Origin of the sequence: uncultured Thioclava sp., assembly GCF_913064665.1 — a bacterium.
GTDB classification, from domain to species: domain Bacteria; phylum Pseudomonadota; class Alphaproteobacteria; order Rhodobacterales; family Rhodobacteraceae; genus Thioclava; species Thioclava arctica.
Map to the genome: position 1 here is coordinate 1 of NZ_CAJYBT010000054.1, position 20,922 is coordinate 20,922.

25 protein-coding genes and 1 pseudogene are annotated in these 20,922 nt (G+C 61.6%); 19 read left to right on the forward strand and 7 right to left on the reverse strand.

What is annotated here, in order from left to right; genetic code table 11:
- Positions 1-1,166 (forward strand): recombinase family protein (locus QZ571_RS16440; RefSeq protein ID WP_295537036.1); only part of this gene is annotated, 1,166 nt, incomplete at its 5' end.
- Between the two features lie 237 nt (positions 1,167-1,403).
- On the opposite strand, the gene QZ571_RS16445 is transcribed toward QZ571_RS16440, so the two are convergent.
- The gene (locus tag QZ571_RS16445) at positions 1,404-2,684 is read right to left on the reverse strand and encodes an acetylornithine deacetylase/succinyl-diaminopimelate desuccinylase family protein (protein ID WP_295537038.1); all 1,281 of its coding nucleotides are present in this window, start codon (positions 2,682-2,684) and stop codon (positions 1,404-1,406) included.
- A 118-nt stretch (positions 2,685-2,802) separates the two neighbouring features.
- Here QZ571_RS16445 and QZ571_RS16450 point away from each other — a divergent pair, with 118 nt between their 5' ends.
- From QZ571_RS16450 to QZ571_RS16460, 3 genes are all read left to right on the forward strand, one after another.
- Positions 2,803-3,108 carry a hypothetical protein gene (locus QZ571_RS16450; RefSeq protein WP_295537040.1) on the forward strand — a complete coding sequence of 102 codons (306 nt, stop codon included), beginning with the start codon at positions 2,803-2,805 and terminating at the stop codon, positions 3,106-3,108.
- A 61-nt stretch (positions 3,109-3,169) separates the two neighbouring features.
- Positions 3,170-3,448, forward strand: coding sequence for a hypothetical protein (locus QZ571_RS16455; RefSeq protein ID WP_295537042.1), 279 nt, complete (start codon positions 3,170-3,172; stop codon positions 3,446-3,448).
- A 7-nt stretch (positions 3,449-3,455) separates the two neighbouring features.
- Positions 3,456-4,082, forward strand: a complete 627-nt coding sequence (locus QZ571_RS16460; RefSeq protein ID WP_295537044.1) for a DUF1523 family protein — start codon at positions 3,456-3,458, stop codon at positions 4,080-4,082.
- A 24-nt stretch (positions 4,083-4,106) separates the two neighbouring features.
- Here the strand turns inward: QZ571_RS16460 and trpA are convergent, their stop codons facing one another.
- Positions 4,107-4,898: a tryptophan synthase subunit alpha gene (gene trpA / locus QZ571_RS16465; protein WP_295537046.1), complete on the reverse strand. Its 792-nt coding sequence runs from the start codon at positions 4,896-4,898 to the stop codon at positions 4,107-4,109.
- 128 nt (positions 4,899-5,026) lie between these two features.
- Between trpA and ychF the strand changes: the two genes are divergently transcribed.
- Positions 5,027-6,124, forward strand: a complete 1,098-nt coding sequence (ychF, locus tag QZ571_RS16470; protein WP_295537048.1) for a redox-regulated ATPase YchF — start codon at positions 5,027-5,029, stop codon at positions 6,122-6,124.
- Positions 6,125-6,127: 3 nt separating this feature from the next.
- Here ychF and QZ571_RS16475 read toward each other — a convergent pair whose 3' ends face one another.
- Together QZ571_RS16475 and QZ571_RS16480 are read right to left on the reverse strand one after the other, a co-directional pair.
- Complete coding sequence (locus tag QZ571_RS16475; protein WP_295537049.1) at positions 6,128-6,616, reverse strand: cupin domain-containing protein; 489 nt, start codon at positions 6,614-6,616, stop codon at positions 6,128-6,130.
- Between the two features lie 48 nt (positions 6,617-6,664).
- Positions 6,665-8,290 (reverse strand): acyl-CoA dehydrogenase family protein, encoded by a 1,626-nt coding sequence (locus QZ571_RS16480; protein ID WP_295537051.1) that lies wholly within the window; start codon positions 8,288-8,290, stop codon positions 6,665-6,667.
- 119 nt (positions 8,291-8,409) lie between these two features.
- On the opposite strand from QZ571_RS16480, the gene msrB reads away from it, so the two are divergent.
- The 5 genes from msrB to QZ571_RS16505 all read left to right on the forward strand — a co-directional run bounded on the left by msrB (position 8,410) and on the right by QZ571_RS16505 (position 11,702).
- A complete protein-coding gene (msrB, locus tag QZ571_RS16485) occupies positions 8,410-8,850 on the forward strand; it encodes a peptide-methionine (R)-S-oxide reductase MsrB (RefSeq protein ID WP_295537052.1) in 441 nt (146 codons plus the stop codon).
- Between the two features lie 68 nt (positions 8,851-8,918).
- Positions 8,919-9,965 carry an aldo/keto reductase gene (locus QZ571_RS16490; protein WP_295537053.1) on the forward strand — a complete coding sequence of 349 codons (1,047 nt, stop codon included), beginning with the start codon at positions 8,919-8,921 and terminating at the stop codon, positions 9,963-9,965.
- Positions 9,965-10,315, forward strand: coding sequence for a hypothetical protein (locus tag QZ571_RS16495; protein WP_295537054.1), 351 nt, complete (start codon positions 9,965-9,967; stop codon positions 10,313-10,315). The genes QZ571_RS16490 and QZ571_RS16495 overlap by 1 nt, the downstream gene beginning before the upstream one ends.
- Complete coding sequence (locus QZ571_RS16500) at positions 10,303-10,797, forward strand: lipocalin family protein (protein WP_295537055.1); 495 nt, start codon at positions 10,303-10,305, stop codon at positions 10,795-10,797. Before QZ571_RS16495 ends, QZ571_RS16500 begins: the two co-directional genes overlap by 13 nt.
- A complete protein-coding gene (locus QZ571_RS16505) occupies positions 10,794-11,702 on the forward strand; it encodes a DMT family transporter (protein WP_295537056.1) in 909 nt (302 codons plus the stop codon). The genes QZ571_RS16500 and QZ571_RS16505 overlap by 4 nt, the downstream gene beginning before the upstream one ends.
- Here the strand turns inward: QZ571_RS16505 and QZ571_RS16510 are convergent.
- Together QZ571_RS16510 and QZ571_RS16515 are read right to left on the reverse strand one after the other, a co-directional pair.
- Positions 11,699-12,412: an NUDIX hydrolase gene (locus tag QZ571_RS16510; protein WP_295537058.1), complete on the reverse strand. Its 714-nt coding sequence runs from the start codon at positions 12,410-12,412 to the stop codon at positions 11,699-11,701. The two genes, QZ571_RS16505 and QZ571_RS16510, sit on opposite strands and share 4 nt — an antisense overlap.
- Complete coding sequence (locus QZ571_RS16515) at positions 12,405-12,803, reverse strand: DUF983 domain-containing protein (RefSeq protein WP_295537060.1); 399 nt, start codon at positions 12,801-12,803, stop codon at positions 12,405-12,407. The genes QZ571_RS16510 and QZ571_RS16515 overlap by 8 nt, the downstream gene beginning before the upstream one ends.
- Before the next feature lie 199 nt (positions 12,804-13,002).
- On the opposite strand from QZ571_RS16515, the gene QZ571_RS16520 reads away from it, so the two are divergent.
- The 4 genes from QZ571_RS16520 (at position 13,003) to QZ571_RS16535 (ending at position 15,329) form a co-directional block, all read left to right on the forward strand.
- Positions 13,003-13,698, forward strand: a complete 696-nt coding sequence (locus QZ571_RS16520; RefSeq protein ID WP_295537061.1) for a hypothetical protein — start codon at positions 13,003-13,005, stop codon at positions 13,696-13,698.
- 104 nt (positions 13,699-13,802) lie between these two features.
- On the forward strand, positions 13,803-14,381 hold the full coding sequence (locus QZ571_RS16525; protein ID WP_295537063.1) for an RNA polymerase sigma factor: 579 nt from the start codon (positions 13,803-13,805) through the stop codon (positions 14,379-14,381).
- Positions 14,374-14,799: a hypothetical protein gene (locus tag QZ571_RS16530; protein WP_295537064.1), complete on the forward strand. Its 426-nt coding sequence runs from the start codon at positions 14,374-14,376 to the stop codon at positions 14,797-14,799. The genes QZ571_RS16525 and QZ571_RS16530 overlap by 8 nt, the downstream gene beginning before the upstream one ends.
- Entirely contained in the window at positions 14,799-15,329 is a 531-nt protein-coding gene (locus QZ571_RS16535; protein WP_295537067.1) for a periplasmic heavy metal sensor, read from the forward strand. The genes QZ571_RS16530 and QZ571_RS16535 overlap by 1 nt, the downstream gene beginning before the upstream one ends.
- A gap of 57 nt (positions 15,330-15,386) precedes the next feature.
- Here the strand turns inward: QZ571_RS16535 and QZ571_RS16540 are convergent, their stop codons facing one another.
- The gene (locus tag QZ571_RS16540; RefSeq protein ID WP_295537068.1) at positions 15,387-16,781 is read right to left on the reverse strand and encodes a diguanylate cyclase; all 1,395 of its coding nucleotides are present in this window, start codon (positions 16,779-16,781) and stop codon (positions 15,387-15,389) included.
- 96 nt (positions 16,782-16,877) lie between these two features.
- On the opposite strand from QZ571_RS16540, the gene QZ571_RS16545 reads away from it, so the two are divergent.
- The 5 genes and pseudogenes from QZ571_RS16545 to QZ571_RS16565 all read left to right on the forward strand — a co-directional run.
- Positions 16,878-17,156, forward strand: coding sequence for a DUF3572 domain-containing protein (locus QZ571_RS16545; RefSeq protein ID WP_295537070.1), 279 nt, complete (start codon positions 16,878-16,880; stop codon positions 17,154-17,156).
- Between the two features lie 78 nt (positions 17,157-17,234).
- Positions 17,235-17,954, forward strand: coding sequence for an HAD family hydrolase (locus QZ571_RS16550; RefSeq protein WP_295537072.1), 720 nt, complete (start codon positions 17,235-17,237; stop codon positions 17,952-17,954).
- Positions 17,947-19,671 carry a DUF4153 domain-containing protein gene (locus QZ571_RS16555; protein ID WP_295537074.1) on the forward strand — a complete coding sequence of 575 codons (1,725 nt, stop codon included), beginning with the start codon at positions 17,947-17,949 and terminating at the stop codon, positions 19,669-19,671. The genes QZ571_RS16550 and QZ571_RS16555 overlap by 8 nt, the downstream gene beginning before the upstream one ends.
- A gap of 60 nt (positions 19,672-19,731) precedes the next feature.
- Entirely contained in the window at positions 19,732-20,328 is a 597-nt protein-coding gene (locus QZ571_RS16560) for a heme NO-binding domain-containing protein (RefSeq protein ID WP_295537076.1), read from the forward strand.
- Positions 20,325-20,922 (forward strand): annotated as a pseudogene (locus QZ571_RS16565) (hypothetical protein); the annotation flags it as partial. The gene QZ571_RS16560 and the pseudogene QZ571_RS16565, both read left to right, overlap by 4 nt.

Genomic DNA, 20,922 nt, shown 5'->3' on the forward strand with positions numbered 1-20,922 from the left:
CGCAGGATTTCTGCAAGGTGCTGCTTGGCGGGTTTGGCGCGCAGCAGTTCTCGGAGATGATCGGAGCTCATACGCGCCGCGGTATGCAGGGGGCTGTCTCGCGAGGACGCTTGCACACCAGCGCCTATGGCTACCGCAAGCGGGAGGAGCCGACGGGCACGAACCGCGAAATCGCCCCGGAAGAAGCCCGGATCGTGCTCCGGATCTTTCGCGAAACTGCTGAGGGGCGCTCGGCCATGGCGATCGCAAAAAGGTTGAATGCAGATCGCATCCCGGCACCCAAAGGCGGCACTTGGGAGCCCTCGACGATCCGCGGGCGTAAAGATCGCCAGGAAGGCATTTTGAACAACCGCCTCTATATCGGCGAAGCCTCGGTGTGCAAATTCGGCCGCCGCTACCATCCCGAGACCGGTGCGAAGGCCGTCTATTCGACCGAGGAAGATATGGTGCAGAAAACCTTCGAAGAACTGCGGATCATCCCGCAGGATCTTTGGGATCAGGTGCAGGCCGAGTGCGCGACGCGCACGCGCCGTGCAACCGTCTCGGGAAACCCTCAGGCGGCGCGTCGTTCGAAGCACCTTCTGAGCGGCTTGCTGGTCTGCGACTGCTGCGGTGCGCCCTATATCAAAGTGGGTCGGAAACGCTTTCAGTGTCGCGAGGCCCGAAAGGGCGCCTGCAACAACAAATACACGATCCGTCAGGACCGGATCGAGGCCCGTGTCTTCGACGCGCTGCGCGTGCTCGAAAGCACCGATTTCGGCACTGCGATTAAGGCCGCGAAAGCGCAGCTGACATTGGCTCGCACGGCGCGCGATGGCATCATGCGCGCAATCGAAAAGGGAGCTGACTTTGCGGATTACAGTGCGCGCGATAAGGAACTCAAAGCCGAGATCACGGCACTCGAAGATCGGATCGCGCACTTGGAAACACAGCAGGCCGAGAAAGACGCCATACCGCCTGACATCCCCGCGATCTTCGAGGCGGCGCTCCATGATCTCGAAGCGTTGCTCGGCGATCCTGATCTCGTCGCGCGCGGCAACGAAGAGCTCGCGGCCTTGGTCCGATGTATCACCCTCCTACCGGACCCTGAGTCCGAAGACGGCCTGGCTGCCGAGATCCACATGGATCTCGGCAGTTTCCGTTCCAGGGCATGGGATCGGGGATGAAGCGCAGGGGCAGTCGCCATGAGGTGCAATTGGGAAGCGCACGGGGCGGGTCACTGCCCTTTTGAAACCCCGTTTGCAGGCAAGGAAAGCCTCGGCGCGCCAAGGTTGGGGGGCGCTGCCCCCGGCTTTGGCTGCCTCCCCCGGGATATTTTCAGAATTTGGAAGCTTGGACGCGTTTGTCCCTCCAAATTCGCGAAATATCCCGGGGGAGCGCGTCAGCGCGGGGGCAGCGCCCCCCTATCGCGCCAAGAGTTCCGCGAGCACCAGCGCCATTACCTTGGCACTGTCGGCCATATCGTTAATGCCAACCCACTCATCGGGCTGATGGGCAAGTTCCAGCAGGCCCGGCCCGTAGGCGATACAGTTTTTCAGCCGTCCGATCCGGTCGATATGCTTTTGATCATAGGTGCCGGGGCTGACGACATAGGCGGCCTCGCGTCCCAGCACCGCCTCAATCGCGCTGGCGGTCGAGCGCACGATGGGGGCGTCGCGGTCGGTCATCGACGGCTGGACCTCAAACAGGTCACGGATTTCGTAGGAAAATTGCGGTCTGCGCGCCTTTACACGCTCCATCAGATTGGCGATTTCGGCTTTGACCTGCCCGATCTCTTCCTCAATCAGAAACCGGCGATCAATAATGATCCGGCAGCGATCAGCCACGCAGGGCGCGGGCAGGCCGGTGTAATCGGCGTCTTGTTCCGGTTCGCCGCCATGGATCGAGTTGATGTTGAGCGTAGAGGCGCGCGCGCCTTCGGGGATCACCGGCATCTCGGTGTGTTTGTTGGCCAAAAGCGGGAACAGAGTTTGCTCCATCTCCTCAAGGACCGCGCCCATGTGACGGATCGCGCTGTCGCCCAGAAACGGCATTGAGCCATGCGCGATCCGGCCATGGGTTTCGATCTCGGCCCACCAGACCCCGCGATGGCCCAGACAGATCTGATCTTTGTGCAGCGGCTCGGGGATGATCACATGCTGAACGCGAGCGGGGTCGAATCGGCCCTGTTGTGCAAGATAGGCGACGCCACCAAAACCGCCGCTTTCCTCATCTGCCGTGGCCGAGATTTCAATCGCGCCCGCGAAATCGGGGCAGGCGGCGAGGAAGGCCTCGGCGGCGATGATCGAGGCGGCCAGCCCGCCCTTCATGTCACAGGCACCGCGCCCGTAAATGCGATCGCCCTCGATTTGACCGCCAAACGGGTCACGCGTCCAGCCATGGCCCAGTTCGACCACGTCGTGATGCGAGTTGAAATGCACGCAGTCTCCGGGGCGCGCGCCGTCGATCCGCGCGACAAGGTTCCAGCGTGGAAAGCGGTCACTATCGCCGGGCGCATCCTTTGCGCGGATCAGCTCGGTCGTGAAACCGCGCGCCGCCAGCCGTGCCGCCAGATATTCGCAGATTTCCAGATAGTTGCGCCCCGGCGGGTTCAGCGTGGGGATCGCGATCAAATCCCGCGTCAGCGCCACCAGCGCGTCGCGGCGGTTGTCGATTGCAGCTTTCACTCGGGTGTTTAGATCCATATCGCAAGGCTAGACCCGCGAACGGGGCGCTCCAAGAGGGAAAACGCATGGAGTTTGCCCGTCGCACACGGTATCGAGAGGCAAGCCCGGCAAGCGTGTCGGGACAGGAGGAATGGAAATGAACCTGTTTTTGCTTTTCGCATTGGTGATTTGCGTGGCGGTCGGCGCGTGGCTGTCGAAATATGAATGGCTGAAACTGTTGGCCTTTGTCCCGATTGGAATGTTGCTGCCGGCCTTTTACATGACCGGCACGTCTTGCGGGGCGGGGTTTGTGATGCATTTGTCCAAACAGGCTGCATGCACGAATGGCTTTGCCCCGCGTGAGATGTTCGCGGCGACTTATGTGCTGGCCTTTGTGCCGGTCGCCGCCTCGGCCATCGCGATCAAGCTGATCCGCATGGCGAGGGCCGCGCGAAAAGGGTAAGTGGCTGGTTCGGCCAGCGTTTGGCGCGTAAGATTGGCGCATCTTGCAAGGAGCAGGGGCGATGTTTGGCTTTATCCGACTGGCGATTCTCGGTTTCATCGCGCTGAGCGTGATCTTCTGGCTGGTGCGAATTTATGCGCGATCGCTGCGCCGTGAGGCGCTGGAGGACGAATGGGCCGAGGCTGAGGCCGCAGGTGCCGCCCCCGGTCCGCGCGAAATCTATGTCGCGATCGGCTTGAAGAATTACGAACGCAGCCTGCTGCGCAAGCTGATCTGGCTGGTCTATATCGGGCCCATCGCACTGGTGGCGGGGCTTATCTATCTGGTGAATTACGCGTGAGGGTGAGATGCGCTATTTGAAATGGGGATTCTGGGCGGTTGTCGCGATCACCGTCTTCACCTTCCTGAGCTACAACCTGCCGCGCCATGACATCGTGCGCATCGTGGGCACCGAAGTGCGCCGCGTCGATTTCGGCGAGAACTCGATCTTCTGGGCCGCCCCCGATGTCGGCACGGCGGGGGGAACCAGCCGGGATGTGCGCTTCATCAATACGGTGCGCGCCAATGGCAAGCCGTTGGTGTTTCGCAATGAAGACACCGGCTGGGGCTGGCCTCCCTATTTCAAGCTCGACAGTTCAAACCTTCAGGCACAGGCCGAATCATTGATTTCGACCAAGGCTGATCCGGTTTGGGTGTCGGTCTCGCGCTATGGCTGGCGCTCGAATTGGCTGACGATCTTTCCCAATGCAGTCGGGATGAAGGTCGTGGCGGGCCCCGATGTGCGCATCATTCCTTGGGTGAATATCGTCATCTTGACGCTTCTGCTGGTGCTGATCTTGGTGATCCGCGCCATGTGGCGACAATTCCGCGAACGCTCTATCGACCCGCTCATCGAGGATGCCGGCGAGGCTTGGGACGATGCCGAAGAGGGTGCAAAGGGCTGGTTTGACCGGCTGATGGGGCGCAAAAAATAACCGCGATAGCGTCCTCGATGTCTTTTAGGCGGAATGCGCGCCTTTGGCCAAGCTGGCGACGAAGCTCAGAATTTCGGCTGTTGGCTTGCCTGCGCTGATTTCTTTGACGATGGCCGATCCCACCACGCAGCCATCGGCCACGCTTGCGATGGTCTGCGCGGCCTCGGGTGTGGTGATGCCAAAGCCCACGATCACGGGCAGGTCCGTTTTGGCCTTGATCCGAGCGACCTCGGGGCCGACTTCGCCAGCTTGCGCCGCTTGCGCGCCGGTGATGCCGGTAACCGACACATAATAGACAAAACCCGATGTGTTCTGCAGCACCTTCGGCAGGCGCGCATCATCGGTGGTGGGCGTGGCCAGCCGGATAAAGTTGATCCCGGCGGCCTGCGCGGGAAGGCACAGCTCGCTGTCTTCCTCGGGGGGCAGATCAACCACGATCAGCCCGTCAATGCCTGCCGCTTTCGCATCCCTCAAAAAGCGATCCACGCCGCGGCTGTAAATCGGGTTGTAATACCCCATCAGCACAATCGGCGTCGTATCATCATTTTTGCGAAATTCAGCCGCCATATCGAGCGTCTTTTGCAGCGTCTGCCCGCCATCCAGCGCGCGTTGCCCGGCCAGCTGGATCGTCGGGCCATCGGCCATCGGATCGGTGAAGGGCACGCCCAGTTCGATAATATCCACGCCCGCGCCCGGCAGCCCCTTCATCACCTCAAGCGAGGTTTCCAGATCGGGGTCACCCGCCATGATATAGGAAACAAAGGCCTTCTTGCCCTGTTTTTTCAGCGCGGCGAATTTGGCGTCAATGCGAGTCATGGCGTCCCTCTGGTCAATCCCAAGGCGGTTTGCGCCATGGGGGCGAGAAAATCAATGGGCTGCGCGTCTGGCTTGCGCAAAGGCTGGGCAATGAATAAGAAACGCCAAGCCGTAATCAGGAGGGCGAAATGGGTTTCAAGATGGGTATCGTGGGTCTGCCGAACGTGGGCAAATCGACCCTGTTCAACGCGCTGACCAAGACCGCAGCAGCGCAGGCGGCCAATTTCCCCTTCTGCACGATCGAGCCGAATGTCGGCGAGGTCGCGGTGCCCGATGCGCGCCTTGAAAAGCTGGCGGCGATTGCGGGGTCGAAAGAAATCATCCCCACGCGGATGACTTTCGTCGACATTGCCGGTCTGGTGAAAGGCGCGTCCAAGGGCGAAGGTCTGGGTAACCAATTCCTGGCCAATATCCGCGAAGTCGATGCGATCGCCCATGTGTTGCGCTGCTTTGAAGATGATGACGTGACCCATGTCGAGGGCCGTGTCGATCCCGTCGCCGATGCCGAAACCATCGAAACCGAGCTGATGATCGCCGATCTCGAAAGTCTTGAAAAACGGCTGGCGAACCTCGCGCGCAAGATCAAATCGGGCGACAAGGATGCCAAAGACGCCGCGCGCCTGTTGGAACAGGCGAAAGAGGCGCTTGAGGCGGGTCGTCCCGCGCGCACGGTTGAGGTCTCGGCCGATGATCGCAAAGCTTGGGATATGCTGCAATTGCTGACCGCCAAGCCGGTGCTGTTTGTGTGCAACGTCGAAGAGGCCAATGCCTCGGCGGGCAATTCCAAATCCGAAGCGGTGGCGAAAATGGCGGCCGAACAGGGCGCGGGCACGGTGGTGATTTCGGCCAAGATCGAGGAGGAGATCAGCCAGCTTGAGGCCGAGGAAGCCGAAATGTTCCTCGAAGAGATGGGGCTGCACGAGGCCGGTCTCGATCGTCTGATCCGCGCGGGCTACGAATTGCTTGGCCTGCAAACCTATTTCACCGTTGGCCCGAAAGAGGCGCGCGCCTGGACCATCCGCAAAGGCACGCTGGCCCCCGCAGCCGCCGGTGTGATCCACGGCGATTTTGAGCGCGGTTTCATCCGCTCCGAAACCGTGGGCTATGATGATTACATCGCGGGCAAAGGCGAAGCGGGCGCGAAAGAGGCGGGCAAATTCCGCGTCGAGGGCAAGACCTATGAGGTCAAGGACGGCGACGTGTTGCACTTCTTGTTCAACGCGTAAGGCTCATTTCTTCGCGCCTGCCTGCACCTCCTCAATCGCGTCCAGATCGACAAGTTGCCACGCCATGTCGGCGTTGCGATAGAGGCGCTTGCCCTTGTCGGGATAATCGCCCACGTCATGGGGCAGGCGCTGACCGACTACAATCAGGCGCAAAACCTCGCTCCCGCTGTTGAGAATCGTATGCGCCGCGCCGCCCGCACGATAGCCGATGAAATCACCCGGGCCGATCGGATGGGTCGCCTCGCCGATCCGCGCCGTGGCGCTGCCCGATAACACGAAAATCGCCTCATCCTCATGGTGATGGGCGTGAAATTCGGTGCTCTCGCAGCCGGGCGCGACCTCGATGATATGCACGCCGATGCCGGTCAGCCCGGTCATGTCGCCCAAGCTCTTGTTGATCCGCCGCGCGTTAGGATTGAGAAAATGCGTCTTGGCGAGCCCTGCCATCGCCGAGATCTCCTCGGCGCGGATCAGATAACGGTCTTCGCTCATCGCCCCCCCTTTCATCTAGCTAAAAATACTCCCGCCGGAGGCTCCACCCTACCGGGTCGCGATCCGTTCGAGAATAGCGGACACATCATGACCCGCCATCGCACCGGTCGTGCGCCCCGCCTCGCCAGAAATGCGTGTGGTGACAAAGGCGTCGGAAACAACTGCGGGGGCGTGGCGGATCAAAAGCGAGGCGGTCAGCAACAGCGCGAGTCGCTCGACAAACCAGCGCGCCTCGGCTTCGGGCGGCAGCGCAGGCCAGCGCGCGACATGCGCCTGAAGCGCCGCGTCATAGCGCGGATCGCTGCCGCTGGCGGCCGCCAATTCGACGCGCAAGACCTCTGCGGCCAGCGGTTCGCGCGCTAGCGTGCGCAGGATGTCGAGACAAATCACATTGCCCGAACCCTCCCAAATGCCGTTAAGCGGCGCCTCGCGATAGAGCATCGGCATCGGCGTATCTTCGACATAGCCCATGCCGCCAAGCGACTCCATCGCCTCATAGGTGACGATCGGGCAGCGCTTGTTGCTGAGATATTTCGCCAAGGCGACTGCGATCCGGGCAAAGGCACGATCCTCGGGCGTTGGGCCGTCATAGGCGCGCGCCACCCGCAGCCCCAGCGCCAGCGCGCCTTCCCAATCCAGCGCCAGATCGGCCAGAACGGCGCGCATCAGTGGCTGGTCGATCAGTCGGCGTTGAAAGGCGCTGCGATGGGTTGCCCAGTGATGGGCCTCGACAATCGCGGCGCGCATCAGCCCGGCGGGCGCCATCGCGGTATCGAGCCGCGTGTGATGCACCATTTCGATGATTGTAGCGACGCCGCGGCCTTCCTCGCCCAGCAGATAGGCCTCGGCCCCCTCATATTCGATCGCGGCCGAGGCATTGGCGCGATTGCCCAGCTTGTCCTTGAGGCGCTGAATACGGATTGCGTTGCGCGCGCCCTCCAGCCAGCGCGGAACGAGGAAACAGCTCAGGCCAGCGGGCGTTTGCGCCAGTGTCAGGAACCCGTCCGACATCGGCGCCGAGCAAAACCACTTATGCCCGGTAAGCCGCCAGTGATCGCCTGCGGGTTCGGCCCGCGTCGTGTTGGCGCGCACATCCGATCCGCCCTGCTTTTCCGTCATCGCCATACCCAGCGTGACACCCAGTTTTTCGCGCACCGGGCGCAAGGAGGGATCATAGCGGCGCGTGGTCAGTTTTGGCTGCCAGATTGCGGCGAGATCGGGTGAGGCGGCCAGCGCCGGATAAGCCGCATAGCTCATGGTCATCGGGCAACAGGTGGAGGGTTCGACCTGCGAGGCCAGATAGACCATCGCGGCGTGGGTCGTATGGCCACCGGGCGTACCCTGCCACGCGGTGGCGCAATAGCCAGACGCGATGCCAAGGTCGAGGAATTGGTGATAGGCGGGATGGAAATGCACCTCGTCCAGCCTGCGCCCCCCGGCATCGAACAGATGCATTTTCGGCGAGCAGGTATTGGCGTCGCGGGCGGCTTGGCGCATCTCGACCGTGCCCAAGGCTGCGCCATATTCGGCAAGGGGCGCGGGTTGACCACCCTCGCGGGCAATCGCCTCGCGCAGCGGCGCATCGCTGGCCCAAAGGTCCGTGTCGCCGCGCGCGGGAGGCTGGTTCTCGACGCGGTGGGTGGACAGGTCGGCGCGGGGGGCGGGCGTGGTCATGGTGAATTCCTCCTGCCCAAAAGATAGGGCGCAAGCGGATGTGAAGCGAGTAAAACACATGTGCAGGGCTTTTCAGCGCGCCCTGCGCCCCTAGATCATGCTCGAAAGGGAGTGCGATTATGAGCAAATGGCAAAAATCCGAGGCAGCGCTGGCGGCGCTGACCCCCGAACAATTCCGCGTCACCCAACAAAACGGCACTGAGCGGCCGTGGACGGGCGAATATACCGAAAACGAGGCGCGCGGCATCTATGTGGATCTGGTGTCGGGCGAGCCGCTTTTCGCGTCCTCGACAAAATTTGAATCTGGCTGTGGCTGGCCGTCTTTCACCAAGCCGCTGGTGTCCGATCACGTTGTCGAGCTGCGCGATGCCTCGCTTGGGATGGTGCGCACCGAAGTGCGTTCCAAGAACGGCGACAGCCATCTGGGCCATGTGTTCCCTGACGGGCCGCGCGATCAGGGGGGCTTGCGCTATTGCATCAACTCCGCCTCGCTGCGCTTTGTCCCGCTCGAGGAGATGGCGGCCGAAGGCTATGGCGATTGGATTGATCAGGTCGAATAGGCCGCGGACCTTTACCTTACATCGGTGCTCTGGCAGGGTCGCGCGAAACGAACAGAAGGGACGTGCGAATGCGCAAGCTGGAACTGGGCCGCAGCGGAATCATGGTGTCGGAAATCTGTCTCGGGTCAATGACCTGGGGCACTCAGAATTCGCAAGCCGAAGGGCATGCTCAGATCGACATGGCACTGGAGCGGGGGGTGAATTTCATCGACACCGCCGAGATGTATCCGGTTAATCCGGTGCGCGCCGAGACGGCGGGCGATACCGAGACGATCATCGGCGCCTATCTGGCAAAGCGCGGCAAGCGCGACGATCTGGTGATTGCGACCAAGATCACCGGTGAGGGCAGCAATGCGGTCCCGGGCGGGCCTGCAATCTCGCCCGAACGGATCCGTCAGGCGGTGGATAGCTCGCTGACACGGCTGCAAAGCGACTATATTGATCTTTATCAGCTGCATTGGCCCAATCGCGGCTCGTATCACTTCCGTAAATCATGGCGCTTTGATCCCTCGAAACAGCCCACGAAAGAGGCTGTTCTGAACGATATGGAAGCCTGTCTGGCCACGCTGAACGATCTGGTCAATGAGGGCAAAATTCGCGCCGTTGGCCTGTCGAACGAGACCGCTTGGGGCACCGCGCAATGGCTGGCATTAGCCGCGGCAGGCAAGGGGCCGCGGATGGAGGCGATCCAGAACGAATATTCGCTGATGTGTCGCTATTACGATCTTGATCTGGGAGAATTGGGCCAACAGGAACAGGTCACGCTGCTGGCCTATTCGCCCCTTGCCGCCGGTATTCTGAGCGGAAAATATTCCGGCGATACCACGCCCGAAGGCACCCGCCGCGCGCTCAATCACAATCTAGGCGGGCGCGCCAATCCGCGCGCCTTCAACATTGCCGATGCCTATGTGGCGCTTGCGCAAGAGGCCGGGCTGAACCCGATCACGATGGCGATTGCCTGGGTGATGAACCGCCCGTTCCCGTCGATCCCGATCATTGGCTCGACCTCGCTGGCACAGCTTGGGCCAAATCTGGATGCGGCTGATCTGACGCTGCCCAAAGAGCTGCTCGACAAAATCGCAGTGCTGCACCACGACCTGCCGATGCCCTACTGATGCGCGCGGCGATCGTGATCATGGCCGTGGGGCTCGCTTTGGCGGGCTGCAAGCCATTTGATGGTCTGCGCGGATCTGACACCAGCGCGCAACTGCCGCTTGTGGGGCAAGAAAAACAGGACGCCGAAAAGTTCAACTGCGTGGCCAAGGGCGGGACTTGGGCGCAATATCAGAGCGGCTTTCTCTGTCAGCATGAGACGCGCGACAGTGGTAAATCCTGTCACTCTGCAAGCGAGTGCGAGGGGGCGTGTCTTGCGCGCTCTGGCACCTGCGCGCCCGTGACGCCGCTTTTGGGCTGCAATGAGGTCATAACCGAGGCGGGCTATCCGATGAAAACATGCGTCAACTGATATGGGTTTTGATCGGCTTGGCCGCGCTGGCAGGGTGCGCGCCCGAGCCCTCGACAAGCCTGCGCGACCCCAAAGCGCTGATCTCATCCGCATCGCTGTTTGACAGCGCACGATTTGGCGGCACGTGGCAGGTGGTTGCCAGCGGCGTGCCGGGCTGTTCGGGTCAGCAAAACTGGGCGTGGGATGGCGTGGGCGCCTATCACGTCACCGGTACGGCCTGCGCCCTCAGCGCCCAAACGGTAGATGAGCGCGTTGTGCTGACGGGGCCGGGCGGGCGTCTGGCGGCGCGCACTGGGTTCGGAGGGGAGCCGATTTTCGTGATGTGGGTCGATCAGGACTATCGGATCGCGGCGCTCGGCACGCCCTCGGGGCGCTGGGGCATGATCTTGTCGCGCCAATCCCCCGCGCGGCCCGATCTATTGAAAGCGGCGCGCGAGGTGCTTGATTTCAACGGCTATGATCTGGCGAAAATCACCCCATGACCGCAGCGCCCGCGCATCTGTGGGTCTGGGTGACGCTGTTTGCCGCAGCAGTGCAAACGTTCCGGTTCATGCTGCAAAAGCTGCTGGCAGGGGCACAGCTTTCGGTGGGCGGGGCCACGTTTTCGCGGTTTCTGTTTGGCTTTCCGCTTGCGGCGCTGGTTGCCGTAAGCTTCCTTGGTCTGACCGGCACGCCTTGGCCGCATCTGAGTGCCGCGTTTTGGGGTTTCATCCTGGCAGGCGGCGCAGCACAGGTGGCGGCCACCTTCCTGACTGTGGCGCTGTTTTCGATGCGCAATTTTGCGGTCGGGGTGGCCTTTACCAAGACTGAGACGGTGCAGGTCGCGCTATTTTCCGCAGTCCTTCTGGGCGAATGGGTGGGGCCGCTGGGCTGGCTTGGTATCCTGATCGGGATGGTGGGCGTGCTGTTGCTGACCAAGCAGCCCGGTGTGGCACGGATCAATCTGCGCGCGGCGGCCTATGGTGTGGGCGCGGGGGCGCTGTTTGGGCTGTCCTCGATCTGCTATCGCGGTGCCACGCTCGAGCTGCAACCGCTGGAGTTTTTTGCCCGCGCGATCATCGCGCTGGCCTGCGCCACCTTCGCGCAAAGCATTGGCATGGGGCTGTATTTACGGCTGCGTGAACCCGGAGAATTACGCCGCGTGCTGGGCGCATGGCGGCGCACGGTGCTGGTGGGAATTGCCGGAGTGCTGGGCTCTGCCGGGTGGTTTACAGCATTTTCGTTGCAAAACGTGGCTTATGTGCGCGCGCTTGGGCAGGTGGAAATCGTGTTCACGTTGCTCGTCTCGGTGTTGGTGTTTCACGAACGGCTGCATCGGCGCGAGGGGTTTGGCATCGCGCTTGTCGTGGGCTCGTTGGTGGTGATCGTGCTGGCGGGAACGCGCTAGGCGCCGATGCGGCGAAATTCTGACGCAGGGCCGCGATTGTCGAAAAACGGCACGCTGGCAGGCGTTGCGATCGCGTGATCGGTTTGCAAAAGGGCCGAGATTTCGGCCAGCACCACCTCGGTGATGAAGGGCAGGTTGAGCGCGCGCGCCTCGGTAAGCGGCACCCAATGCAGATGAGACAGCTCATCGCAGGCGCGCGAGAAATCATCGGGGTCACCCCAGATCGCGCCCGCATCCACCAGAAAGAAGCGCGCATCAAAGCGGCGCGGACGGCCCGGTGGCGTAATCGCGCGAAACACGAAACGCAGATCGGCGGCTGAGGGGAGAAATCCGAGATCGGCGAAGCCTTGCCAGTCGGAGGGTACGTCGGCGGGCCAAGGCGCGCGCTGGCCAAGGATCATGCCGGTTTCTTCCCACAACTCACGCAGGGCGGCAGCGGCCAAAGCAGGGGCGATGCCGTCAGGCGCGTCGGCCTCAAGGCGGCTCGCATCGGTTTCAGGCAAGGGCGCGGCCAGTGGCACTGCCCAATCGCCATGATCCAACGCTCCGCCGGGAAATACATATTTTGAGGGCATAAAGGCCGCGCCGGCGCCCCGCTGCCCCATCAAGACGCGCGCGGGCCTGTCGGCCTCACGGCGCAAAACGATCACACTTGCGGCGTCGCGCAGCGCTGTTTTGTCGAGCGGCGGCGCGAGGGTGGCGTCAGTCATGCACAATCTCGCTTTCGCCAAAGCCATGCATCCGGCGCGACCACTGGATGGCCACCATCAGCCCCTTCATGCGCGGCAATAACACCAGCGACAGCACAATCGTGGCCGTGCCGAAAAGCGCAATCATCTGCCAAGGTTCCGGACGGTAAGCAATAAAGGCGGCGGCCATCAGCGGCAGCATCAAATGCCCCACGATCAGGATCGTCAGATAGGCCGGCCCGTCATCGGCGCGTTGATGCGACAGGTCTTCATGGCACTTTGGACAGGTGTCGCGCACCTTCAGATAGCCACTTAGGACACGACCCTTGCCGCATGCCGGACAGCGACACGCCAGCCCGCGCAACATCGCGCGCCCGATCGGGCGGTCGTCAACAAAGTCATCCTCATACATACCAACTCTCCCGCCCAGCATTCTCCTGCAGGCTGCGTGACCCAATATGGCGTTGATCGGCGCGCTTGGGAAGCCTCGCCAAACGATCACGGCTGCGTGAGGGCGCGCGATTGGGCGACGGAAGCGCGTGAATGGCGCGTTTGTCTTGCATCGACGGCAAGAAATACGCCGTCAAACCGATCCAAATGGAGAGTAAGCAATGAAACTTATGAGCAGAAAAACCATCATCGCAGCCCTTTTGGCAGGCACCAGCCTTGCATTCACCTTGCCCGCAATCGCGCAAGATCAAGCGACGACCACGGATCAGGCACAGGCCGCAACGCCCGCAACCCCGCCCAAAGCTGGCAAACGCCCGATGATGAAAGATGGCGGTTTCTTTGGCTTTGCCATGAACGAGGTGGATACCAATGGCGATGGCGCGATCTCGCTGGAAGAGATCCAAGCCAAACGGGCGGCGGATGCCAAGGCCCTGGATGCCAATGGCGACGGTATGATCTCGAAGGATGAGTTGGTCAATTTTGAGCTGGCCAAGGAAAAAACCCGGATCGAGGCGCGTGTGGCGCAGCGGTTTGCCGCCCAAGATGTCAATGGTGACGGGGAATTGTCAGCCGCAGAGTTGATCGAGCGCCCGCTGCCGATGCAGATGTTCCAGCGTATTGATCGCAACAATGACGGCGTTCTGAGCGCAGATGAATTGCAGGCGGCGCGCAAGATGATGCGCCAGCGTATGGGCGATGATCGCAAGCATAGCGGCAAGCACGAGCGCGGTGGCCACGGCAAGATGGGCCAACACGGCAAGATGGGGGGACATGGCAAGATGGGCGACCGTGACGGGAATGGCCCAAAAAATGGCCCTGATGGCAAGCCTTGGCAGCAACCCGACGGTAACAACTGATCCGTTTTGCGGGGACCAATCGCCGGGAGCGCCAAGCGCGCTCCCGGTGTTTTGCCTCGATTGCGCGACCACGAAATCCGCGCTAGGCGTTTGGCGGAAGAGATATGGCGCTTGATGCGATGAATGACAGGTCTGACGAAGCTCTGCTGGAGCTGTACGCCGAGGGTGACCCGGCGGCCGCGCGTGCTTTGACGCTTCGGCTGGGGCCGTTGGCCTATCGTTTGGCGATGCGGATGTTGCGCGACGGGGCCGAGGCCGAAGACGTCGCCCAAGAGGCGTTGTTGCGGCTGTGGAAAATCGCACCAGAGTGGCGCACCGGGGAGGCCAAGGTTTCAACCTGGCTCTACCGGGTGGTTAGCAATCTGGCGACAGATCGGCTACGTAAGCGGCGCGGAAGCAGTCTCGACGACGCTCCGGAGGTCGCCGATGACAGCCCCTCGGTGCTGGATGAGATGATGCGCCGCGACCGGATGGCGGCGCTGGACGCGGCTTTGGCACAACTGCCGGACCGCCAGCGGCTTGCGGTGACGCTGCGACATATTGACGGTTTGTCCAATCCCGAGATCGCGGAAGCGATGGAAACCGGGGTTGAAGCCGTAGAAAGTCTGACAGCGCGTGCGAAACGCGCTTTGGCAAAGCTGCTGGCTGGGCGGCGCGAAGAATTGGGGTTTGGCGATGACTGACAAGAAATTGGATCGCGAGACAATGCAACGTCACGAAGACGCGCTGGTGGATGCGCTCTTGGCGCAGGCCAAAGACGAAATCGGTGACCCGAACCCCGCCTTTCTAGCGCGGGTGGTGGAGGGCGCCTTGGAGGTGCAAGCCGGTTTTGATCTGCCCGCAGCCGCAGCCCAATTGCCGCGCCAAGAGCGTGCGCGTGGTTTGGGCGTTTTGCAGGCGCTGCGTTCGGTCTTTGGCGGCTGGGGCGCGATGGGCGGGCTGGTCACGGCCGGTTTGGCGGGGCTTTGGATTGGCTTTATCGGCGCGGATCAAATGGGGACGCTGACTTCAAGCTACTGGCAAGGCAGTGAAAATCTCGGCACAGTCAACTTGATGCCAGTGAGCGAGACGCTCGCTTTTGTGGATGATGGAGGGTTTTGATGGCCATGACGGGGGCTGGAAATTGCCGCGGGCTGCGCTGGGCGTTGATCGGGTCGGTCACGCTTAACCTGCTGATTGTCGGGGTGATTGTGGGCGGCATCATGGGACATCAGCGCCATCCGCCGCGCGCGGTGGTGCGCGATGTGACGCTTGGGGCCTTCACCGAGGCGCTGAGCAAGGAAGACCGCGATGCGCTGCGCAAATCGGCGCAGAAGCGTGGCAGTGAGTTTCGCGATATGCGGCGACAGTCGCGTGCCGATATGATTGCGCTGATCGACGCGCTGGCGATCACGCCGTGGAATCGTGACGAGGTCGAGAAAATTCTCGCCCGCCACCAGTCCCGCACGGCTGCCCGGGTGCAGATTGGCGATACGCTGATTTTTGAGCGGATCGAGGCGATGACTGAGCAGCAGCGCCAAGCATTCGCGCAGCGCTTGCAGCAGGATGTGCAGCGTTTGGACAATCGTCGTGATCGCAATGAGAAGCGCGAGCGCCAAGGCGCGCCGCCTGCGAATGGCGCGCCTGACTGAGGCCCACTCACTCACACATCAACGCCCGGTTTTGCAAACCGGGCGTTTTTCGTTGTCTCAGGCGGCAGTGCCAGCCCGGGCCACGCTGACCTGATTGCGCCCGGTCGCCTTGGCGCCCAGCAAGGCGGTATCTGCCTGATCGACCAAGAGCTGAGGGTTGTCGCGGGTCGTGCCGCCAATGGCCAACCCGATGGAGATCGTCACCGAAAGAGTGCGCCCGTCAAGCAATTGCACCGGGGTGCTTTCGATCACTTGGCGCAAGCGTTCCGCCGCTGCGCGCGCCTCTTCCAGCGCGGCGTCGGGCATCGCCACCAAAAACTCCTCGCCGCCGATCCGGGCGATCAGGTCAACCGCGCGCAGATTGGTGCGCAGCCGTGAGGCGACCTCTGTAAGTACCTCATCCCCAGCGGTATGGCCAAAGGTGTCGTTGACGGATTTGAACCGATCGAGATCAAGCAGCATCACCGCAAAGGGACGCTTGGTGCGCAGCGCATGTTCGGCCAGCCGCGCCAGATGGGTGCTGGCATAACGGCGGTTATAAAGGTCGGTGAGCGGGTCGACCATTGCCAGTCGCAGCCCCTCATCCAGCGTTTCGCGCTGCCGTTCCAGCGCCCGTTTGCGGCGCAATTGGCTGTGCAGGCGCAGCGCGGTTTCCTGCGCTGCAAAGGGCGACGAAATATTGGTGAAGGCAAGATCATTGGCGCCCAAATCAAGGGCGGTGGCTTGCGATTCAACGGCGCTGGGGCTGGTGGCGATGACAATCACCGCATCGCGCGTTTCAGAGCGCGAGCGCAATTCCGACATCAGCCGCAACCCTTCGCTCGGTCGTGCCAGATCTGCCTCGATCATGAAAATATCGGGCGCGGCAGTGCTGCTCGCGCGTGCGAGCGCCTTTTCCTGGCTGAGCACCTCAATCATGTCGTCAGGCATCTGTTGGCTGAGCGCGTTTTTCCAGCGCAGGGCCATTTCAGGCTGTGCGGCGATCATGGCAACGCGTGCGGGCGAGGTGTATTCGTTGCGCGCCTCGGCAAAGCCAAGTTCGCGGCAGGTCGCCTCGCGCAGGGCGAATTCGGCATCTGTGCCATGTTCACGCAGCAAGCTGCGCAACCGTGCGAGCATCAGCAATTCGTTGAACGGCTTGGCCAGAATTTCGTTGGCCCCCGCGCGCAAAAGATCCAAGCGCATTTCGGGCGTGGTATGCGTGGTCACGGCAACGACCGGGATACGCCGCGTCGCGGGGTCGGCACGCAGCCGTGTGATGACCTCAATCCCGGTCATATCGGGCAGATCTACATCAAGTAGGACCAGCCCGGGTTGTTCGGCGGCCGCGACTGCAAGCGCCTGTGCCCCGGAGGCCGCCTGACTTGTCGTATAGCGCGCACCCGAAAGCATCGCTTTGAGCACGATGCGATTCGTGGACACGTCATCAACGATGAGAATGGATCCCGCCATGGGTTCCTCTGCTACAAACCAAGACTGTTCGTCAGTCACTTGAAGATATAGAGCAATAAGTTAACAAAGCGTTTCGAATAGCAAGGGGGGCTCAAGATGGGGCAAGAATTCGCGCATGTTCTTGCGATCCGCGCGCTGGGCTGGTTGGTGTCGCAAGAAACGCTGATCGACGGTTTTTTGGCCCATACCGGAGCGACGCAGGAGGATCTGCGCGCTCAGGCGGGCGATCCCGATTTCCTGTGTGGTGTGCTTGATTATATCTTGCTCAACGATCAGTGGGTGCTCGATTGCGCCGCTGATCTGGAGGTGGTCCCCGAAGAGTTACCCGGAGCGCGCATGGTTTTGGGGCGCGGCGATCAGCGGCACTGGACCTGAGCAAGCCAAGCGGGCAGTCTGCGCGCAAACTGGGCAGGCCATGGTCTGAGCAGAACGCGGGCCGGGGAGGGCAAGGCGATGAACGCACAGAAAGTTCGGGCGATCCTGTTTGACAAGGATGGAACCCTCTTTGATTTCGATGCGACCTGGGGGGTGTGGGCGTGCGCGCAGCTGGCTGAACTGGCGCGTGACGAGGCTCATTTGAACGAATTGGCCGATGCGATTGCCTTTGATCTTGTGCAGGCGCGGTTTGATCCTGCCTCACCGATCATTGCGGGCACTGTGGCGCAGGCGGCGGATCTGCTTTTGCCGCTTTTGCCCGGGCGTGAGCGCGCCGAGCTGATTGTGCAGCTGGATCAGGCGGCTCAAGATGTGCCTTTGGTCGCCCCCGTGCCGCTTGCCCCTTACCTGAGCGATTTGCGCGCGCAGGGCCTGAGGTTGGGGATTTGCACCAATGATTCCGAGGGCACGGCGCGCGCGCATGCCGGTCAAGCCGGGGTGCTTGCGCTTTTCGACGTGATTATCGGTTATGATAGCGGGCATGGCGCCAAGCCGACACCGCGTCCGCTGCTGGCCTTTGCGGATCAGTTGGGGCTTGATCCGGCAACGGTGGTGATGGTGGGGGACAGCCTGCATGATCTGCACGCCGCACGTGCGGCCGGGATGCGCGCGGTGGCGGTATTGACCGGACCGGCCAAGCACGACGAACTGGCCCCAGAGGCCGATGTGGTCTTGGCCGATATTGGCGCTTTGCCCGATTGGTTGGCGCGGCTCAACACAGGAGGCTGCGATGCATAGTCGTTTACAGCACATCCTTTTAGGTGCTTTGGCGGGGCTCTTCTTCTGGGCCCTGCAAGAGGGTGGTTTTGCAACTGGCCTGCTGGGGGCGCGGGGAATTTTCACGCTCGCGATTGCGGGCACGGTGTTTTTCGGGACCGGTCTGGCGATGCTGGGGGAGATTGGAGCGCGAAAGGCGGGGCTTGCCGCCGTGTTGATCGCGATCCCGGCCACGCTGTTGGGGTGGTGGCAGGCGGGTGGATTAGTCTTTGGCGAAACGCTGATGGGGCAGATGGATTTCTCGATGTTGGCCCTGTTTGTGCTGGCCACTGTGCCGATGCCCTTTGCAATGGTGGTCGCGCAGCAAGGGCTCACTCGGTGGGCGGATTATCCTGCGCTGTTTACCCATGCGTGGAATATCGTGGTGCGCTACGGCGCGGCTTGGTTGTTTCTCGCCGTGGTTTGGCTGCTGCTGTATCTGTCCTCGCAACTGCTGGAGAGCGTTGGCATTGACCTGTTACGCCAGATTTTCCGACTGGATTGGCTGGCGCTTGGCCTGTCCGGGGCGGTGCTGGGGCTGGGGCTAGCCGTTGTGACCGAGCTGGAAGAGATGATCTCGCCCTTCTTACTGCTGCGCCTGTTGCGGTTGTTGCTGCCGGTGGTGATGGTCGTGGTTGTGCTGTTCCTGCTGGGGTTGGTGCTGAATTCCGGGGCGATTGATGCTGTTGGATTCTCACATGCCACTACCTTGATCGCGATCTCTTTGGCAGCGATTTTGCTGGTGTCGGTCGCGGTCGAGCGAGAAGATTTTGAGGCCGTCGTTGCCCCGATCTTGCGGCTCTCGACGCTGGGGCTTGCGTTGATTTTGCCGCTGCTGGCAGCGGTGAGCGCGTGGTCGGCCTGGCGCTCCATCTCCGATCTTGGCTGGACTCCGGCGCGGGTCGCACAGAGTGTGCTGATCGTTTTGATCGCGGGTTATGGGATTGGATATGCCGTTGCAGTGCTGCGCGGGCGGAATTGGATGGCGCGGGTGCGCCGCGTCAATATCGCAATGGCTGTAGCTTTGCTTGCAATGGCGGTCGCGTGGCTGACGCCGTTGATTGATGCCAATCGGATTGCGACGAAATCTCAAATCGCGCGCTATGAGGCAGGGGCCATCCGGCCTGCGGATTTGCCCCTTTATGAGATGGCGCAAAACTGGGGAAAGGCTGGGCAAAACGGAATTGCGACTCTGCGGACGCGGGCTTCGGGTGATCCGGCGCTGGCGCGTGCTTTGTCATCTGTGGCGACGTTGAACGGCGCCGCGCAGCCCGATGTCGGGGCTGCGCAGCTTGCCGATTTGCGTGCGCTGATTGCGCTGCCTCCCGGTGCTCCGGCGATCCCCGAGGCTTTGTTGCAGGCAATCGCCAATGATAATGGATGGCCGCAGTCAGCCCTGTGCGCGCCCGGCACGCAGGCGCAGCCAAGCTGTGCCCTTGTGATGGCCGACCTGCGCCCTGATCTGCCCGGCAATGAGGCGATTCTGGTGCGCGACGATGGGTCTTACGCCCCCGTGCGTTTCTATTATCTCATGAAAGATCATTGGGTTGATGGCGGTGCGCTGCGCGCAATCTCTGGCAAGAATGGTACCATGGGTGCGGTGATTGCGGCGATTGCGCAGGGACAGTTCCAGATTGTGCCAAGCGGGATTTCTGCGCTGCAGGCGGGCGGGAAGACTTTGGTGCCTCAGCTGCGCTAACCTCAGATCCATTCGGGCTTTTTTAACTTGGAGTGCGTAGCATGGGCCATCGGAGGTGCTATGCTTGGACTGGTCAATCGCTCGATTCAGAATTTTCTGACCGACACGTTCGGTGAGGAAATTTGGCGCGCCGTCGCGTGTCGCGCCGAAGTCTCGCCCGATGGGTTTGAGCCGATGCTGAGCTATGAGGATGGCCTGACCGACAGGCTGCTTGATGCGGCCTGTCAGACCCTGGCGCGGCGTCGGTTTGACCTGCTTGAAGACCTTGGCACCTATCTGAGTACCCGCGAATCCGTGCGCAGGTTGCTGCGCTATGGCGGTCGAGATTACGTTGATTTTTTGCGCTCTCTCAATGAGTTGCAGGGGCGAACGCAGCTTGCACTAGAGGATTTGAAGCTGCCAGAACTCACTCTGCATGGCCTTGGGGACGGGCATTATTCGCTTAGTGTGCATGGTGCGTCGCCGGGTTGGGGGGCAGTTTTCGCCGGGGTTTTGCGCGCGATGGCGGATGACTACGGAGCCCTTGTGCTCATCGATTTGATCGAGACCGTGCATGAGAGTGTTCAGGGGGAGGCCCTTGAGGTGCGATTGCTTGATTCTTCTTATGCGCGTGGACGCTCGTTCGATCTCTCTGATGCAGCGGGAGCAGAGATGTGAACGAATTGCAGCCACAAACTTGTGAAGGTGATGCCGTGCCCTCAACTTCGGGCAAAGCGGCCTCGGACGCTGCCGCGAAACTCTTTGGTTCGGAACACGAATTTCGGCTGAATTTGCCCATGCTTGGCGCGCTGCTGCCAATGTTTCTTTGGGTGGATCTTCAAGGCAAAATCCGTGCGATGGGGCCAACCTTGCACAAGGTTCTGGGTGGTCAGGCGCTGCTGGATCAACCCTTTTCCCGGCATTTTCGCGTAGGGCGTCGACAAGACCGGATTGAACCCTGCGCCGAGGCTGAAGGCTGTGATCGTACCGCCGTGGGGGGCGAGACGCGCGTGGGGGATTGCGGCGCTTCGCTGCTAACGATTGCCAATGAGCGCATGGTGCACCTGACCTTGATATCTCAACCAGCGATTGGCCTGCGCGGAGAGGCTTTTGCACTTGGCCCTGCCGGTAAGCACGGGACGTTGATCAACCTCAGTTTCGGATTTCATCTGCAGGAAGCTGTTGCGACATTTGCCCTGACCGAGCGCGATTTTTCGCCCGCCGATCTGGCGATGGAATTGCTCTATCTGCAAGAGGCGAAATCGCTGGTGA